Raw genomic sequence first — 16,814 nt, 5'->3', positions numbered from 1 at the left:
CCTGCTTCTAATTTGTTAATGCGGAGCGTAATTCTTCTACCTTAGGCATTACCTGTTGTGAGAATCGCTCTAATTCCTCTAGCTGTGGGGAGCATTGTAACAATAGTAAGTCTACCCCTACCTGCTCAAAGGCGATGATTTGTTTCGCGATTTGCTCCGGTGTGCCGATCAGATTTGGACGAATTCCTCGATTGGATACGGAATAATCCTGTAGTTGAATCTGCTGTTCCAGCTCTGATTTCGATGTAAAGTCTTTAAATCCTGCATATCCACTTAGGTCGTTTACGGTTGTGATTCGTTTTAATTCTTCCTGTGCTTCTTCCTCTGTATCACGACAAATGACGTAGGCTGCCATCCCAATTGTGCGGAAAGGCTCTCGTCCTGCTTCTTGTCTACGCTGTTTCATATCAGCAATCTTGGCTTGTGCTTCCTCCACCGTATGTCCATGGATGACATACGCATCACAAAGCGATGAAATGACCTGTTTCCCTTTCTCACTTTCGCCACCCGCATATAAAATTGGGTTTGGCCGTTGGACTGGCTTAGGGGAAAGCTTGGTGTTCTCTATTTGATAAAACTGGCCCTGATAGGAGAAGGTTTCCTCCGTCCATAATCCTTTCAGAATCTCAATAAACTCTGCTGTTCGGTCATATCGTTCATCATGTGCGGTAAAATCACCACCATATTGCTTCGCCTCCTCGGCCCACCAGCCAGAAACAACATTTAAGGTAAAGCGTCCATTACTAATATGGTCGATGTTTGCCGCCATTTTTGCTGTAACAGCTGGATTATGAAACACGGGACGAACCGCTGTCATGATCTCGATTTTTTCTGTTACGGCTGCTAAAGCTGCTGCAGTAGACCATGCCTCTAAGGAATCCTTGTCTGTGCCTTTAATATCATTCAAGTAAAGCTCCGCAATTAAGGTAGTATCATAGCCCCATTTTTCTGCTGATTGAATTACTTTCTTTGCATAGTCAAACGTTGGTGGCATCTTTTCATCCTCGACATTACGTAACCACCCGCCAAAAATCGGTAACCAAAATCCGTACTTCATAAAACTTCCTCCTCATCCACTTGTGTTCTATCTGTAAAACATAAAAAAATCTCCTTCCCTAGATAGGAAAAGAGATAACTACTAAAAATAAGTTTGCACTCTCCTATCTTCCAAGCAATTGCTTGATGGAATTGGCACAGTATTCTTATGAAAGAACCTGTTGCCGAGGCTTCAAAGGGCCATGTCCCTCCACCTCTCTTGATAAGATCAAAAATTATTTGATTATTTCCTCTATCATAAAGTAACCCTTTCCACCTTGTCAATCATTAATTCCTACTTGACTGATAGGAATTGTTCGAATAGAATATAACAATAATTGCACACCACTACTTCTTATCAAGAGAAGTCGAGGGAACAGGCCCGATGACGCTTCAGCAACCTCTGATATATCATGTCAGAAAGGTGCTAATTCCGACGAGATTATTCTTGAGAGATAAGAGATTACATACAACAATGTAAAATCCCTTTATTCTCACCAGAAGAATAAGGGATTTTTCTGCTGATAGGAAGTAAATGCTAGGAAAAAACACAATCGCAAAAAGGACCGAATGTCCATTTTTCAAATGAATCGATGCAAGGAAATAGGAAAGGTTGAGTAGGAATGAGTGAGATCGTTATATTTTCTGGTAGTACTGCTACATTATCTGGCTCTGAGCAGGTATTACGTTATTTCGGGAGCCTATTACATGATAGACAATTTTCAGTAACCCATATTTCGGTAAGAGATGTACCATATCAAGATCTTTTTGACATGAATATAAACAGTCCAAAAATAAAACAAATGACAGCATTAATCGAAAATGCCCACGGTATCCTGATTGGGTCACCGGTTTATAAGGGAGCTTATTCCGGGGTGTTAAAAGCATTCATTGATCTTCTGCCACAGGATGTGTTGAAGCATAAGCCAGTCCTTCCGATTATGACTGGTGGGAGTCCTTCCCATCTTTTAGCCCTCGAATATACACTGAAGCCACTATTAGCCACATTAAAGGCGCATAATTTAAAAGGCCTCTACCTATTGGATCAAACAATCAATAAACAGAGGGAAATACCAATAGTAGATGAGGAAACCATACAGCGAGCAAGAAAACAGCTTGATTATTTCTGTAAATTAGTAGTTCACAGGCAGACAACGCCCATTTAGATGATTCAGCAGAATTTTAGCTAAAGATACTAATTTACATACACTAGGGAGAGTTACATCATGAAAAATATAATCGTCATCATCGGATCCTTTATTGTTGCATTTGCCTTTAATTTCTTTCTGGTCCCTTTTGGTATCTTAAGTAGTGGCGTTAGTGGTATAGCTATTTTAATTGGACTCATTACGCCACTTGATATCGGAATTCTGACCTTTATCTTTAATTTACCGTTACTCTTATTGGGCTATGTTAAATTAGGGAAGAGGATTACCGTGAATACGCTGATTTGTGTCGTGTCCCTATCTTTCTTTTTATATATTTTACCAGTAGTTGCGATAACGGATGATATTTTGCTTTCAACCATCTTTGGAGGAATTATTGGTGGAATTGGAGTCGGTATCATACTGAAATATTCCGGAACCTCTGGTGGGTTGGACATTATCGCGATTATTATTTCCCGTAATAGTAATATTAGTGTAGGGCTACTCCTTACCGGAATGAATGGTGTCATTGTCCTGCTATCTGGTGCTATCTTCAGCTGGGACATTGCATTATATACCCTTTTATCTATTTATTTGACGGGGAAAGTTATCGATGCGATTCACACAAGTCATATCAAACTGACCATGCAGATTGTGACATCAAAAGGAGATCAAATTAGAAAAGAATTACTGCAATCCGTTTATCGTGGGATTACGATTACGGAGGGATTCGGTGGTTATACAGAAGAAAAGAAACAAATTCTAATGATGGTCGTGACCCGTTATGAGACCGTGAAAATTAAAGAAATCGTTCGTCAACACGATGACAAAGCGTTTATTAACATCTTTCAAACCGTTGAAATTGATGGTGAATTTGCAAAGAACTAACGAAAGAACTCGTCTGCCCTGCTTCCTTTTCTATTTTCACCCTAATAGAAAAGGAATTTGGGGATAAGATGTTAGTAGTCGTATTCATTTTTCTATGTTAGCAAAAAAATAAAACATTACATTAGCTATTGAACGAAGCCAGTGATAAAATACGCTTATTCCAATCATTTACATATAACATAAGAAGGTGACTAGATATTCATACAGAATTTGTACTCATTAGTATTGTTATTGTCATTTCACTCGGTATCTTATCACAATGGTTAGCCTGGAGAATTCAATGGCCATCTATTGTCATCATGTCTGTTGCCGGATTATTAATTGGTCCGGTATTCGGATTAATTAATCCGCAAGAAGCGCTTGGGAGTCTTTATAGTCCCATTATCTCGCTTGCAGTGGCATTAATTTTATTTGAAGGTAGTACAAGCTTAGATGTACGGGAATTAAAGGGGGTATCGAAGTCGGTATTCCGAATCGTCACGTTTGGTACTACGTTAGCCTGGATTGGTGGCTCCTTAGCTGCTCATTTCATTGCAGGACTTAGTTTAGAAATATCGTTTATTATTGGTGGCCTGTTTGTCGTAACAGGTCCTACCGTTATTATCCCTTTATTAAGACAAGCAAAATTAACCTCACGGGTATCTTCTGTCTTAAAGTGGGAAGGTATTATTGTTGATCCAATCGGGCCGTTGCTTGCCCTCTTTGCCTATGAGATTATTAAGATTACATCATTAGAATCGTTTAGCTTTCATAATTTTATTCCATTCTTTATTGACTCCCTTTTAGCGGTGGTAGTGGGGATTGTGATTGGAATAGTAGTAAGTTTTCTAGCAGGAAAAGGCTGGTTCCCTGAATACCTAAAGTCTCCTATCATCTTTTGTTTCGTGCTCATTTGCTTTACCATCGGAGAATCGATTATGCATGAAACTGGGATGCTGGCTGTTACGGTGATGGGATTAACACTCGCAAGAACGAAAAAATATGTTCACTCTATCAGTAGTGTGACCCATTTCATGGAGAACATTTCTGTCATGCTTACATCAACCGTGTTTATTTTACTTACGGCTTCCCTTACAAGAGAAACGATAGTTGATGTCTTCACATGGCCAATTATTGCCTTTGTACTTGTTATGTTGTTTGTCGTAAGGCCGTTTTCTATTTGGACTTCCACCATTGGTACAGAAATGACCTTAAAAGAAAGAGCACTAGTTGGGTGGATTGCACCGAGAGGGATTGTCGCACTGACGGTTTCAGGTTATTTTGCAGGAATACTGGTTGAGGATGGCTATTCCAATGCTACTATCTTAACACCATTAACCTTAGCACTAGTGTTGATCACGGTTTGTGCACATGGATTTTCAATTGGTCCAATCGCGAGAAAGCTAGGCTTGGCTAATAATGAATCAACTGGTGTCGTGATGGTTGGGGCTAGCAGTTTTTCCATTGCATTAGCCGCTCATTTAAAAGAGATGGGGACACCGGTATTAATTACCGATACGTCTAATACCCGGTTACACCAAGCAAGAACATTAGGGATAGAAACATATCATGGGGAAATTTTATCCGAGCAAAGCGAATTCGATATTGATATGACTCCGTATGATAGGATGCTAGCGATGACAGGCGATGTCGCATACAATGCACTCGTTTGCCAATCGTATATTCCAGAGTTTGGCTACCAAAATATCTTTGCCCTCCCTGCTAAAAGGCAGAATTCCAAAGGGGCAGAGCTCCCACCTTCTATTAAAGCCAACCTATTATTTGGCGAGGGAGAAAGCTTTACCGAATTAAACAAAAAGGTTAATATTGGCTATCAACTAAAGAATTTCTTTATTGAAGAGAAAAAGACTGTCCTTAAGGAAGACCTGCCATTTACAGGTACTCCATTATGTATTAAAAAGAAAAATGGCAACATTGTCTTGGTTACGTTGAAGGAAAAACTCACGCTCGATGAGGGGGATCAGCTTGTTGCTTTAGTGCTGGAGGAGTAATCCTCCAGCTTTTTTTATTCACTAACCTGTAGCAACTTGATGAGCTCCGCCACCTTTTCATCACTACCCGGGTCAATATACACTAATGCTGTATTATCGATGATATCGGTATAGAATTTCTCACCTGCAGGGTACTGGCCATCCCAGCGTTTCGGAACATTGTAAACATTAATCGTTCCATCTCCATTACCACTATACGTTACCGAACCATCCACTAAGCGAGAACCCGATAGCTGAATAACATCTTCTGGATAGCTAGCACTGGTCTCATCAATCGGGTTAATCGGTGTACCAGCTGGAATATAGTTAACATACAATCCATCAATATCCTGGTTAGGTCCAAGCTGCAACCAAACCCGAGCATATTCGATTTGTTCACTAGAGTATTGCGTTAGTACGCTATCCTGATTCCCTTCTTGTACATTACTATTCTCATAATCTTGTATTAACATAACCGAATTACTTCCATCATATGACACCCAATTAACGGAATCAATGTGAATCGTCTCGTCAATCGTAGGCATATCATCCATTATCTTCTCCGCCATAGCAAACATTTCTATTGTTCGTTCATCATCGACATTAGGCGAGCCATTTTTAAAAATAGCATCTATTTCTTGCCCAAATTCTTTCGTATCAGGAAGAATGTTAACGGTATAATTCGTCTTGTCCACCTCGGCATCTTCCCATGCTTCTGCTACATAATGTAGGTTTTCCATTACATAATGCTCATTTAAGTAGCTTTCTACATCTAATGTACCGTCTGCCGAGTCAGGTGTTGATGTTGAAGCTTCTTCTGCACTTTCTGATTCATCGCTTGGATTGTTTTCTGTACCGACATTTTCATCCGAAGCCGAATGATGATTCTCCTGATTTTCATCCTGTGCGGAACATGCACTAATCATAAACAATAAAGCCGCTAGCAGCACTAGCCAAAAAATTCTCTTCATTATGTATACCCCTCGTATGATTATTTTAGGCTATTCTTTATACTGGTTACGCTATCCATTACAGTTATAAAATGTAAAGAGAAATAGCCGACAATTGTAAGTATATCATTTATCTGTCTATTTGTAGCCCGTATTTGTTCATTAATATTAACTTTGGACTATTCATTTCTCCTACAACATGTAGCACCCAATCCGCCTTTCCTTCCATTTCCTCACTATGGATATCTAACGTATGGCATAACCTCATGGTCAAGAGGAGGGCTTTCTTCAAGGACAAGGTAGCATTGATTTATGTATTTAACACATAGTTATTTATAGCATAAGCAACTCCATCCTCATCATTAGATAACGTAACGACATTACTATGACTTTTCACTTCATCAGTAGCATTTGACATGGCAACGGCTAAGCCAGCCACCTTAAACATCGTAATATCATTACCTTCATCTCCAATAGCGATCGTGTCTTTTAACGCGATATTAAAGTGCTCTGCCATTATTTTAAGTGCGTTTCCTTTATTTGCATCCTGATGCATCATATCTATATTGATAGAAGAAGACGCAACATGAATTTCATCTATTAATCCTAATGTTTCTTCTAATCTCTTTTTCTGTATTGGATCTAAAGTTAGGACCATAAACTTCTGTACCGACGAATCTTCTTCTATGATGTCATCTATATTATCGAACAACTTATGCCCATGGACTGTTGGTAATACGGTAAAAATACCAAAGTGCCTATTTTCGTAATTCTCCTGTGGTACCAATCCTGAGGAAAGCACCTTTTCCAGTCGTTCTCCCCAGTCTCTTGGCGCAAATACACCTTTATTAGTTGTTATATTGTACGGAATACCTTCTTTTTCCAATTCCAAATAAATACGCCTAAATTGTTCTGGCTTAAAAACCGTCCTGTGAATCAACTCATCATTGACATATAAAGAAGCACCATTATTGGCTCCAATATGGCATTTCAACCCATATTTCTTTAATACAGGCTTGATTCTATTCATTGCTCTACCAGATAACACCATTATAATATGGCCTTCTCTTTGGGCCTTTAAGATGGCTCGAAGATTTTCTTCACTTATTTCTTTATTAGAATCTAATGTTGTACCATCTAAATCAAGTGCAATTAACTTCATCTTACTCTCCCTTCCTATCAAAATAACTAATATGTCTTGGGTCTTTATACCATGTTCATCTTACTAGTAGTAAAATGAATCGATGGTTACCAAAAGTAAAGCTAGGAAAAACACAAAAGAAATAGATATAAAATCCATAATGAATAATAGTTGCTTCCATAACGATATCTCGACTAACCTGTAGGATAGACATCTGCGATTGTAAGCATAAGCGTGCTCCCTACTACCAATTAACCGCAGTGTCTATTCCCGAGTCAAAAGCAATTATCACCAGTTGGACTATCTCTTTTCTTTCCTATGTTTTTCCTAGCTTTTATCCATTCAAGAACTAATTATAGCTCTTCTCCATTTGTCTTGATCACTTGCTTATACCAATCAAAGCTTTTCTTCTTGGTACGTTTTAATGTTCCATTCCCATCATTATCACGGTCTACATAAATATAGCCGTAGCGTTTTTTCATTTCACCTGTGGAGGCACTAACAATGTCAATTGGTCCCCAGCTCGTATAACCAAGGATATCGACACCATCTTGAATCGCTTCTTTCAACTCTTTTAAATGCGCTTGTAAATATTGAATACGATAGTCATCGATAACTTCCCCATTCTCATTCGGTACATCTACTGCACCTAGTCCATTCTCGACGACAAATAATGGCTTTTGATAACGATCATATAATTGGTTAGCGGTAATACGAAGTCCTTTCGGGTCAATTGTCCATCCCCATTCTGAAGTTTCTAAGTAAGGATTTTTAATTGAGCCAAATACATTTCCACTTGTTTGATTTTCTTGAACCTTTGGATCAGTACTAGTGACACGACTTGAATAATAACTAAAGCCAATATAATCGACTGTATTTTCTTTTAGAATGTTTGCATCATTTTCTTCCATTTCTAGTTCAATTCCATTCTCCTGGAAGAAGCGTTTAGCATATCCTGGGTATTCCCCTCTTGACTGTACATCGATAAAGAAGAAGGATTCACGGTCTTTATCCATCGCATCCATTACATCATCCGGATTACTAGAATATGGATAAGTCATCCCAGCAGCTAGCATACATCCGATCATGGCATCTGGAATAATTTCATGGCCAGCTTTTACTGCTAGAGCACTTGCCACAAGCTGATGATGTGCTGCTTGATATTTTATTTGTTGCTCATTTTCGCCTTCTTCAAATACTAGTCCAGCACCTACAAATGGTAAATGGAGTAGCATATTAATTTCGTTAAAGGTTAACCAGTATTTCACTTTATCTTTGTAACGAGTAAATACGGTTCTCGCATATTTTTCAAAAAGATCTACCAATTTGCGATTTCTCCAGCTACCGTATTCTTTTACTAGATTAACAGGAACATCAAAGTGAGCAAGTGTTACTAGTGGTTCGATATTGTGTTTCTTTAATTCGTCAAATACATCATCATAAAATTGTAGTCCAGCTTCATTCGGCTCAGCATCATCGCCATTTGGGAAAATTCGAGCCCATGAGATGGATAAACGCAAAGTTTTAAATCCCATTTCAGCAAATAGTGCAATGTCCTCTTTGTAACGATGGTAGAAATCAATTGCCTCATGGGATGGATAGAATTCGCTCTCTAAAGGTTCGTATGAAGAAAGCTTTCCTAGCATTACGGGAAAACGTTTATCTCTAGTTGGGAGTAAATCGACTGTTGTTAATCCTTTCCCATCCTCTAAATAAGCTCCTTCTGTTTGGTTCGCTGCAATAGCGCCACCCCATAAAAATCCTTTTGGAAATCCAGACATATTTTTTCTCCTCCTCATAATCAATCAGAGAGAGGAAATCCCCTCCCTCATTTTATTATTTTTATAGGTTTTCTCCATTAGAAGAAATGACATCTTTATACCAGAAGAATGATTTCTTACGTTTACGTTCTAGTGTACCACTACCATCATCATGTTTATCTACATAAATGAATCCATAACGCTTCGAATATTCCCCTGATGATGCACTTACTAAGTCAATACAGCCCCAGCTTGTATATCCTATTAAGTCAACACCATCTTCAATTGCTTCGCCCATTTGCTCAATATGCTCGCGAAGATAATCGATACGATAATCGTCTTGGATTGATCCGTCTTCTTCTACTTTGTCATAAGCACCTAATCCATTTTCCACAACCATGAGTGGTTTTTGGTAACGGCCATATAGCTCATTTAAAGCAATTCTTAAGCCAACAGGATCAATTTCCCATCCCCAGTCACTTGCTTTTAAGAATGGATTTTTCACGCCACCGATTAAGTTACCTGCACCTAGCTCTTCTGGTGTTTTCTCTTTTTTATCCGTACGAGACATGTAATAGCTGAAGGAGATGAAGTCTACTGTTCCTTCTTTAATTGTTTCTAAATCACCTTCTTGAATATCTAGTTCAATATTATTCTCTTTGAAGTAACGATTAGCAAAGTAAGGATATTCCCCGCGAACCTGAACATCTCCGCAGAAGAAATTAAAAATATCCGATTCTTGTCTAGCATGCATGACATTATTCGGGTTCGAATCAAATGAGTAGACAGGAGCATAAAGAAGCATACACCCGATTTGAGATCCTGGAATAATTTCATGTCCAATTTTTACAGCTTGTGCACTTGCCACGAATTGGTGGTGTAAGCCTTGGAAGCTATCTTGTAAGCGTGTTTCTTCACTTTCAGGAGAGAAACCAAGTCCAAATAATGGCATATGGGTTGCACCATTGATTTCATTAAATGTTAACCAATATTTAACTTTATCCTTATAGCGAGTAAAGATTGTTCTTACATAGCGCTCAAAGAAACCAACCAATTCACGATTTCTCCAGCCGCCATATTCTTTAATCAAATGTAATGGTGTTTCATAATGGGCAATCGTTACTAAAGGCTCAATTCCATGCTTATTTAGCTCGTCAAATACACGGTCATAAAATGCTAAGCCTTCCTCACTTGGTTCTAATTCATCCCCATTAGGGAAGATACGACTCCATGCAATACTCATACGGAATACTTTAAAGCCCATTTCAGCAAACAATGCGATATCTTCTTTATAACGGTGATAGAAATCTATTCCTTCATGATTCGGATACGAATATGTTGATTTATCAATTTCAAAGTCAAAACCTGTTTGAGATAATAGTTGTAATCTCGCTTTTCCTCCTGGTAAAACGTCTGCTAGATTTAGCCCTTTTCCACCTTCTTGATAGGCACCTTCAAATTGGTTCGCTGCTGTAGCGCCACCCCATAAAAATCCTTTTGGAAATTGTTTTGTCATTTTGTATTCCTCCCTCATCATGTATAGACCTGGCATTCGTCTACTAGTGGCGAATGCCAGAACTGTTGTTACTTAGGTATTACTTCTAATAATGGATCTTGTGATTGAATCTTATCTGTTTCTACTAGTGTAATCTCATAGTCATATTGATTGGTTACTACAACAGGTGTTGTTAAGGCAAATCCTGCTTCTTTAATAGCATTAGCATCAAATTCGATTAATAATTGTCCCTTTTCTACACGGTTACCTTGTGTGGTGTGGGCAGTGAAATATTTACCTTCTAATTGAACAGTATCCATTCCAATGTGTACTAAGATTTCTGCTCCACCATCTGTTGTAATACCTATCGCATGATTCGTTGGGAATAATGCGGAAACCGTACCAGATACAGGTGCAAATAACTTACCTTCTGTTGGCTCAATCGCTACCCCTTTACCTAATGCTCCAGATGCAAAGGCAGCATCTTGAATATCTGCTAAGTTTTTTACTTCCCCATTTAAAGGACTTACAATAGATTCACTTTTACGGTTAGTTATCGTAGTATTTCCTTTTTCTGTTGGTGCTTCGTCTTGATTTTTATTAATTCCTCCGAAGAAGAATGTTAATACGAAAGCTAGAACTAATCCTACTACAGCCGCGATAATCGCGCCAATCAGTGACATATCAATACCGTCTGGGGATATGAAACTAGGAATTTGGAAAATCCCTAAACCACCCATCACATAACCTACTGAACCGAAGAACCCTAACATTGCTCCACCAATTGCAGATGAGATTAAGGTAAAGATAAATGGTTTTTTAAGTGGTAATGCAATACCATACATAGCCGGTTCTGTTACACCAAATATAGAAGAAATCAATGCTGGTGCACTTAGTGTTTTCGTATTAGAATTTTTTGTTTTAATCCAAACTGCTAGGATTGCCCCTGCTAGTGCAAAGGAGTGAACAAATATTAACGCTAAAATTGGATCCCAGCCTTGGCTAGTAAAGTTGTTAATTCCAATTGGAACAAGTCCCCAATGAAGACCAAACATAACAAATACTAACCAGAATCCACCAAGGAATGCCCCTGCAATAATTGGGCTTAAATCATAGACCCAAATTGTTGCTTGACCAAGTAATTGACTTGCCCATGTTGCGATAGGTCCAATAATTATGAATGTTAGTGGAATGATAATCAATAGTGTAAACATTGGAACAAGGAACATTTTTACTACGTCTGGAATGACTCTTGCAAAGAATTTTTCTAGCTTAGCCGCGAAAAATGCTGATAGGATAATTGGAATAACAGACATCGAATACGTCATTAAGATTACTGGAATTCCAAAGAACTCAATATAAACTGGTGATTCAAACATAGACCCTGCGAACAAGGTGTATAATGGCTCACCTGCGTTTGGAATTGCTTCCAGTGCAGGATATACAAGTGCCATTGCAATAACCATTCCTAAGAACGGTGTTCCACCAAACTTCTTCATTGCAGTATAACCTAGTAAAATCGGTAAGAAGTAGAATAGTGCATCACCTATAGCATTTAAAATCTCATAAGTTCCACCTTGTTCATCAAGCCAACCAATTGCTACAAACAAAGCATTGAAACCTTTAATCATACCGGAAGCTGCTAACACACCAAGAATTGGCGTAAAGATTCCAGAAATCATATCGATAAATCGGTTGAATAGACTCCCTTTCTCCCCACTGTCTGCCTCAACTGGCTGTGCAGAATCAAATCCACCTACAGCTACTACAGATTTATACACATCAGGCACATGATTTCCTATCACGACCTGATACTGGCCACCGCTTTTCATAACGGTTACGACACCATCCATACTTTTCAACACATCTGTATTCGCTTTCTTTTCATCTTTTAATTTAAAGCGAAGTCTTGTAATACAATGTACGACACTGTTAACGTTTTCTTTTCCACCAACGTTAGCAATAATGTCTTTTGCCAATTGTTCGTATTTCATAATCGGCCACCTTCTCTTTCCCCTATTTTATTTTTGAAACTTCGGAATGTTCAATTTTATTTTGGTAAATAAAAAACCTGAACTAATTTGAAAACACGCATAGCTATCGTGTGTATCAAATTAATTCAGGTTATGCCCAAAATAGGTAACATTCCTAAAATTATTATTAAATTAGTGTTAATTAATTAACAATTACAATTTACCATGACTTTTAACCTAAGTCAACCATTTTTTAAACGTTTTCATAGTTAGCCATTTTTTTGGCGATACGTAACACGGTGAATATGTACGGTTAAGTACATTTCTTCATCCTTCGATATTTCCCAATTAAATTCACTTTGAAGATAGGTTGCTATTTTTCTTGTGCATTGGTAAGCTTTCACATACTTTTGACGGATTTGTTCCACAAAGAAGTCATCAACAGTATCTTCCGTCTTTTCTTTCCGAATAAAGCGGATGGAGAAGTATCTTAGATGAGTAAGAAAGCGTTCATAGTTAATGGAGTCCTCATCTAATTCCATTTGATAGGTATATTTCACAATATTAAGAATATTATTGACCATCTCCGTTACAAGGATAGCAGTTTCCATATTTTCTCCGGAAATTTCGCTATTAACTAAGTGCAAGGCAATCGAAGCCGCCTCATCTTCATCCAGACGTATCTTCGTTTCTTCTTCAATAAAATCAATAGCCTTTAAACCGATTTCATATTCTTGCTTATAATTTTTACGAATTTCGTATAATAAAGCATTTTTAAGACGTATTCCTTGATTATGACGACTAATCGCAAAGCTTATATGGTCGGTTAAGGCAACATACAAATATTCGTCCAGTTTATATGGGAGTTTAGACTGGGCATATTGCAGTATTTCATATGCAATGTCCAAGTATTTTTCTGATGTATGCTTTAACAATTGATCTAGCTTCTCGGAAATACCTGTGTTCTGAAGTACAAAGGTTTTTTCCACTTTTGACGGATCAATGGATTGCCCGACCTTTTTCTGAAAAGCAAGTCCTTTGCCCATCACGACCAATTCTTCCTTTTGGTCATTTTCCGTTATCACGACATTATTATTCAATACTTTTGTAATTTTCATCGAAACTATGACTCCTTAATGAGATAGCATAATTGATTTTTACCATACATCAAAGTTATTAGTCAAAGCAAATGATATGGCACTCATAATAGAAAAAGTGCTCGGCTTTACGCCAAGCACTCCCACTAATATTCAAACCGCTTCTCTCGATGCATTTCCTCAAATCGCTTCTGTTTCTCATCCTTAATTTGGTTGAAGGAAGCGAGGGCATTTCGATTAATATTGGTAGTCATTCCCACTTGGGAGGTCATCCCAATTTGCGTACCATATGATTGGTATAGCAAACTTTCTTGTTTCCCATCGTAATGTGGTATGGATTCCGTATAACGACGTGGCATGTAACTACTCCTTTATTGACGCTTTTTAGTCTTTTTATTGTTATACTTCTCATTCGGTGTCAGTGGCTCATTAGCAAACTCATGATCGAACTGCTTGGATAGCTTTTCTCTTACTGCCTGCTCATCACTAAAACCACCACTACTTAGCTTTTTCTTGCTCATAAGAACACCTCCACGTTTAGTTTTTACATGTTGCAGCAAATTATGAATCCTCCGTTAGGAACAAAAAATAAATCGCGACTATTACAAACAAGCGGCTACGTTCAGGTCATATAACCTAAACGTAGCCGCTTCTCATCATTGTTTCATTCGAATAATTATTTTCGTTCCTTTGCCTTCACTACTGATTAACTCAAAGGTTGTATTTTTAATTAATTTCATTTTTTCATATGGATTTTTAAAGCCTAATCTGTTACTACTACCGTAAAGCAATTCTTCTTGTTTTTCCTCTGGAATGCCGATCCCATCATCTTCGACTATAATGAGAACTATTCCATCCTCTCGCTTCACAGTGAAAGTTAGGGTTCCACCTTGGTTTTGTTTGGAAATTCCATGAGTAATGGCATTTTCAACTAATGGCTGAATCGTCATCGTTGGAATCACCATATCGATTTCCTCATCTATGTCATAGATAACCTGTAGTCGGTCCCCAAACCGAAGCTTCTCTATCGCCACATACGATTGAACAAATTCAATTTCATTAGCTAACGGAATCAGCTCCTGGTGGATTTGAGAATCTAATTTCGAGCGAAAATAGATCGATAAATGCTCCAAGGCCTCACGAGATTTCTCTGGATTTTCATAGCTTAATGCGATTATAGTATTCAATGTATTATAAAGAAAATGTGGAGCTATTTGTCCCCTGTAATAGTTCAATTCACTTTGGATACTCTTACGAAATGAATCTTTAATTAATAATAACGATTGAACTCTTGAAATAAATTCCCTCATTTCCACTGGCTTCGCTATCACGTCATTCGCACCTAATTGAATATAATACGGCATATTTTGACCTGTAACAGATAACATTAATATCGGTAATTCAGCTAACGCATACTCATCTCGAATTTGCTTTGTTAATTTTTGACCTACTCCGTCCTCGGCTACTCCATCAATGATTGCCAAATCAATCGCTTCCTGCTTGAAGAACGTATACGCATCACTACTATTCGTACATCCAATAACTGAATAACCATTGTTTACCAGCACTTTCATCATATAGCGAAGATGCTGATGATCATGGTCTAACAGGAGTATAATTTTCGAATGTTGCTGTTGGGTACTGTTTTATGGGGTAACGCTCTTCCTAAGTGGCCTCATAAGTAACAGAAGCAGCTACTTCTTGAGCCTGATAGACTGGTAAAGAAAATGTAAAGCATGATCCTTTACCTGGAGTAGAGTGAACCGAAATTTCTCCATCCATTAATTCTACTATTTTTTTCGTAATACTCAAGCCTAGTCCTAAATTTTGTTGCTGCATACGGTTCGGCCGTGCTATTTGGAAGAAGCTCTCAAAAATTTGCTCCTGATATTGCTCTTCTATCCCAATCCCAGTATCTGCAATCGATACAAAGACCTTATCTGCTTTATAGATGGCAGATATCGTTATCGTTCCTTCTTCCGTATAGGTAATCGCATTTTGTAAAAGTTGAAAGACGATTTGCCGTAGCCCATTTTTGTCCGCTAACACATAGGGTAAATCATGGGCTAGTTGATTTTTTATAATAATCCGATTTTGGACCCCTAGAAAATACTTCTGTTCCTCTACTATCTCATTGATAACATCTAACCGAATCGGCTTTACATCCAGGTTCAAATGCTCATATTCCCCACGTAAAATAGTAAATCATCCACTAATTTACGTAAACGTTTGCTGGCATAATGCATTCGATAAACCAAATCATATTGGTCTTTTTTAATGGACCATTATTTCCCTCTATCAATGCATTCGTATCCTGGGTAATCTGAAATATAGGCTTCTTCAACTCCTCTGTTGTCTTAGCCAAGAATTGATCCTTGAATTGCCCTAACACTAGTAATTCCTTCGACAGATTATCGATTTTCTCATAGGATAACTTCCTACGATAGCCGATAAAGAATGAAAACGTCATGGTCATCATTAAAAATAAGAACACCGGAATCTGATCTACTTTAATTTGGAATAGCAACTCCAATGCTAAAGTAGCACCATAAGCTGAGAAACAGGTAGTCGCGACTAATAGATAGTCAGATCCCTCTACCTTTTGCCGGAAAGCCTTTATGATCATGACAATAATGTAAATAAACACCATCGAAAGTACGGCGATATAAGTACATTGTACGATGAACGATAATTCCTTCAAATAGTTAGTCGACTTGGGAATTCCAAAGTAAATAGTTTGAATTAGAAGAATCCACTTCATCCATTTTACTAACCGAGGTGTTGTATTAAAATGAAAGGTATGTCGAATGAATAAGAAGAAAAATAGAACAGCTAGACTAATGAAAGACAATTGAATACTTAATAACCCGTTCATTGGAATGTCTGTGTGGATACATAAATACCTTGTAAGAAACAAAAGATAGAGAAATACAATTCGTTACGAGCGTTTTTATTCAGTAAAAATTGAAATAGAAAGATAATACCTAGTATGAGATAACCAGCTACAACAACACCATCAAAGAACTTACCTTTAGCAGAATTAGCGTATACTGGGTCTACTTTACCAAACATTATCGATTTTACTATTCCGCCATTTTTTATCACGGAGGAATTCGCAACATGGACCACTATATCCAATTGGTGATTTTCACTCTTCCCACGAACAATATTTTTCCCTTCACGATATTCATATTGCTCCGAATTTGATGAAGGTGTACCTAGTCCACCCACTAACTCACCGTTTATGTATATTTGACTTGCATGTCGGATGGACTGGACACTAATAGCATACTCATCCTCCTCCGGTACCGTAACGACCAACCGATATGACCCGACATTAATTCTATCGTCCAAATTATT

Annotated in this window: 16 protein-coding genes and 2 riboswitches; of the genes, 3 read left to right on the top strand and 13 right to left on the bottom strand. The window is 37.9% G+C overall.

Annotated elements, in window-relative coordinates:
- Positions 1 to 7: 7 nt before the first annotated feature.
- The gene (locus tag ACSKT4_RS03595) at positions 8 to 1,057 is read right to left on the bottom strand and encodes an LLM class flavin-dependent oxidoreductase (RefSeq protein ID WP_186869143.1); all 1,050 of its coding nucleotides are present in this window, start codon (positions 1,055 to 1,057) and stop codon (positions 8 to 10) included.
- 100 nt (positions 1,058 to 1,157) lie between these two features.
- Positions 1,158 to 1,265: riboswitch (SAM riboswitch) on the bottom strand.
- Between the two features lie 122 nt (positions 1,266 to 1,387).
- A riboswitch (SAM riboswitch) is annotated at positions 1,388 to 1,497 on the top strand.
- A 161-nt stretch (positions 1,498 to 1,658) separates the two neighbouring features.
- Here ACSKT4_RS03595 and ssuE point away from each other — a divergent pair.
- The 3 genes from ssuE to ACSKT4_RS03580 all read left to right on the top strand — a co-directional run bounded on the left by ssuE (position 1,659) and on the right by ACSKT4_RS03580 (position 5,059).
- Positions 1,659 to 2,201, top strand: coding sequence for an NADPH-dependent FMN reductase (ssuE, locus tag ACSKT4_RS03590; RefSeq protein ID WP_186869142.1), 543 nt, complete (start codon positions 1,659 to 1,661; stop codon positions 2,199 to 2,201).
- 60 nt (positions 2,202 to 2,261) lie between these two features.
- Complete coding sequence (locus ACSKT4_RS03585) at positions 2,262 to 3,068, top strand: YitT family protein (protein WP_186869141.1); 807 nt, start codon at positions 2,262 to 2,264, stop codon at positions 3,066 to 3,068.
- Positions 3,069 to 3,265: 197 nt separating this feature from the next.
- Positions 3,266 to 5,059, top strand: coding sequence for a cation:proton antiporter (locus tag ACSKT4_RS03580; RefSeq protein WP_339217813.1), 1,794 nt, complete (start codon positions 3,266 to 3,268; stop codon positions 5,057 to 5,059).
- 14 nt (positions 5,060 to 5,073) lie between these two features.
- Here ACSKT4_RS03580 and ACSKT4_RS03575 read toward each other — a convergent pair whose 3' ends face one another.
- The 12 genes from ACSKT4_RS03575 to ACSKT4_RS03520 form a co-directional block, all read right to left on the bottom strand.
- Positions 5,074 to 6,009 carry a hypothetical protein gene (locus ACSKT4_RS03575; RefSeq protein WP_465822830.1) on the bottom strand — a complete coding sequence of 312 codons (936 nt, stop codon included), beginning with the start codon at positions 6,007 to 6,009 and terminating at the stop codon, positions 5,074 to 5,076.
- Between the two features lie 289 nt (positions 6,010 to 6,298).
- The gene (locus tag ACSKT4_RS03570) at positions 6,299 to 7,150 is read right to left on the bottom strand and encodes a Cof-type HAD-IIB family hydrolase (protein ID WP_339216339.1); all 852 of its coding nucleotides are present in this window, start codon (positions 7,148 to 7,150) and stop codon (positions 6,299 to 6,301) included.
- A gap of 332 nt (positions 7,151 to 7,482) precedes the next feature.
- On the bottom strand, positions 7,483 to 8,910 hold the full coding sequence (locus ACSKT4_RS03565) for a 6-phospho-beta-glucosidase (RefSeq protein ID WP_465822828.1): 1,428 nt from the start codon (positions 8,908 to 8,910) through the stop codon (positions 7,483 to 7,485).
- A 61-nt stretch (positions 8,911 to 8,971) separates the two neighbouring features.
- Entirely contained in the window at positions 8,972 to 10,405 is a 1,434-nt protein-coding gene (locus ACSKT4_RS03560; protein WP_186869135.1) for a glycoside hydrolase family 1 protein, read from the bottom strand.
- A 68-nt stretch (positions 10,406 to 10,473) separates the two neighbouring features.
- The gene (locus ACSKT4_RS03555; RefSeq protein WP_186869134.1) at positions 10,474 to 12,378 is read right to left on the bottom strand and encodes a beta-glucoside-specific PTS transporter subunit IIABC; all 1,905 of its coding nucleotides are present in this window, start codon (positions 12,376 to 12,378) and stop codon (positions 10,474 to 10,476) included.
- 248 nt (positions 12,379 to 12,626) lie between these two features.
- Positions 12,627 to 13,475: a BglG family transcription antiterminator LicT gene (gene licT, locus ACSKT4_RS03550; protein ID WP_186869133.1), complete on the bottom strand. Its 849-nt coding sequence runs from the start codon at positions 13,473 to 13,475 to the stop codon at positions 12,627 to 12,629.
- Positions 13,476 to 13,600: 125 nt separating this feature from the next.
- On the bottom strand, positions 13,601 to 13,813 hold the full coding sequence (locus ACSKT4_RS03545) for a hypothetical protein (RefSeq protein WP_343457769.1): 213 nt from the start codon (positions 13,811 to 13,813) through the stop codon (positions 13,601 to 13,603).
- Between the two features lie 12 nt (positions 13,814 to 13,825).
- Positions 13,826 to 13,975: a small acid-soluble spore protein O gene (gene sspO / locus ACSKT4_RS03540; protein WP_343457768.1), complete on the bottom strand. Its 150-nt coding sequence runs from the start codon at positions 13,973 to 13,975 to the stop codon at positions 13,826 to 13,828.
- Between the two features lie 135 nt (positions 13,976 to 14,110).
- A complete protein-coding gene (locus ACSKT4_RS03535; protein ID WP_343457807.1) occupies positions 14,111 to 15,064 on the bottom strand; it encodes a histidine kinase in 954 nt (317 codons plus the stop codon).
- A gap of 55 nt (positions 15,065 to 15,119) precedes the next feature.
- Positions 15,120 to 15,629 carry a sensor histidine kinase gene (locus ACSKT4_RS03530; protein ID WP_343457767.1) on the bottom strand — a complete coding sequence of 170 codons (510 nt, stop codon included), beginning with the start codon at positions 15,627 to 15,629 and terminating at the stop codon, positions 15,120 to 15,122.
- Positions 15,630 to 15,666: 37 nt separating this feature from the next.
- Positions 15,667 to 16,329 carry a hypothetical protein gene (locus ACSKT4_RS03525; protein WP_465822826.1) on the bottom strand — a complete coding sequence of 221 codons (663 nt, stop codon included), beginning with the start codon at positions 16,327 to 16,329 and terminating at the stop codon, positions 15,667 to 15,669.
- The gene (locus tag ACSKT4_RS03520; RefSeq protein ID WP_465822825.1) at positions 16,326 to 16,808 is read right to left on the bottom strand and encodes a hypothetical protein; all 483 of its coding nucleotides are present in this window, start codon (positions 16,806 to 16,808) and stop codon (positions 16,326 to 16,328) included. The genes ACSKT4_RS03525 and ACSKT4_RS03520 overlap by 4 nt, the downstream gene beginning before the upstream one ends.
- Positions 16,809 to 16,814: the final 6 nt, after the last annotated feature.

It is taken from the genome of Ornithinibacillus liuyingii, from assembly GCF_055550225.1.
The sequence above is the reverse complement of the archived record's forward strand: the minus strand, read 5'-3'. Positions and strand labels throughout refer to the sequence as shown.

Coding starts and splice junctions, on each gene's coding strand:
- sspO (WP_343457768.1), bottom strand. CDS start 13,975: ATGAGCAAGAAAAAGCTAAGTAGTGGTGGTTTTAGTGATGAGCAGGCA.
- ACSKT4_RS03570 (WP_339216339.1), bottom strand. CDS start 7,150: ATGAAGTTAATTGCACTTGATTTAGATGGTACAACATTAGATTCTAAT.
- ACSKT4_RS03555 (WP_186869134.1), bottom strand. CDS start 12,378: ATGAAATACGAACAATTGGCAAAAGACATTATTGCTAACGTTGGTGGA.
- ACSKT4_RS03575 (WP_465822830.1), bottom strand. CDS start 6,009: ATGAAGAGAATTTTTTGGCTAGTGCTGCTAGCGGCTTTATTGTTTATG.
- ACSKT4_RS03585 (WP_186869141.1), top strand. CDS start 2,262: ATGAAAAATATAATCGTCATCATCGGATCCTTTATTGTTGCATTTGCC.
- ACSKT4_RS03595 (WP_186869143.1), bottom strand. CDS start 1,057: ATGAAGTACGGATTTTGGTTACCGATTTTTGGCGGGTGGTTACGTAAT.
- ACSKT4_RS03565 (WP_465822828.1), bottom strand. CDS start 8,910: ATGTCTGGATTTCCAAAAGGATTTTTATGGGGTGGCGCTATTGCAGCG.
- ACSKT4_RS03545 (WP_343457769.1), bottom strand. CDS start 13,813: ATGCCACGTCGTTATACGGAATCCATACCACATTACGATGGGAAACAA.
- ACSKT4_RS03560 (WP_186869135.1), bottom strand. CDS start 10,405: ATGACAAAACAATTTCCAAAAGGATTTTTATGGGGTGGCGCTACAGCA.
- ACSKT4_RS03525 (WP_465822826.1), bottom strand. CDS start 16,329: ATGAACGGGTTATTAAGTATTCAATTGTCTTTCATTAGTCTAGCTGTT.
- licT (WP_186869133.1), bottom strand. CDS start 13,475: ATGAAAATTACAAAAGTATTGAATAATAATGTCGTGATAACGGAAAAT.
- ssuE (WP_186869142.1), top strand. CDS start 1,659: ATGAGTGAGATCGTTATATTTTCTGGTAGTACTGCTACATTATCTGGC.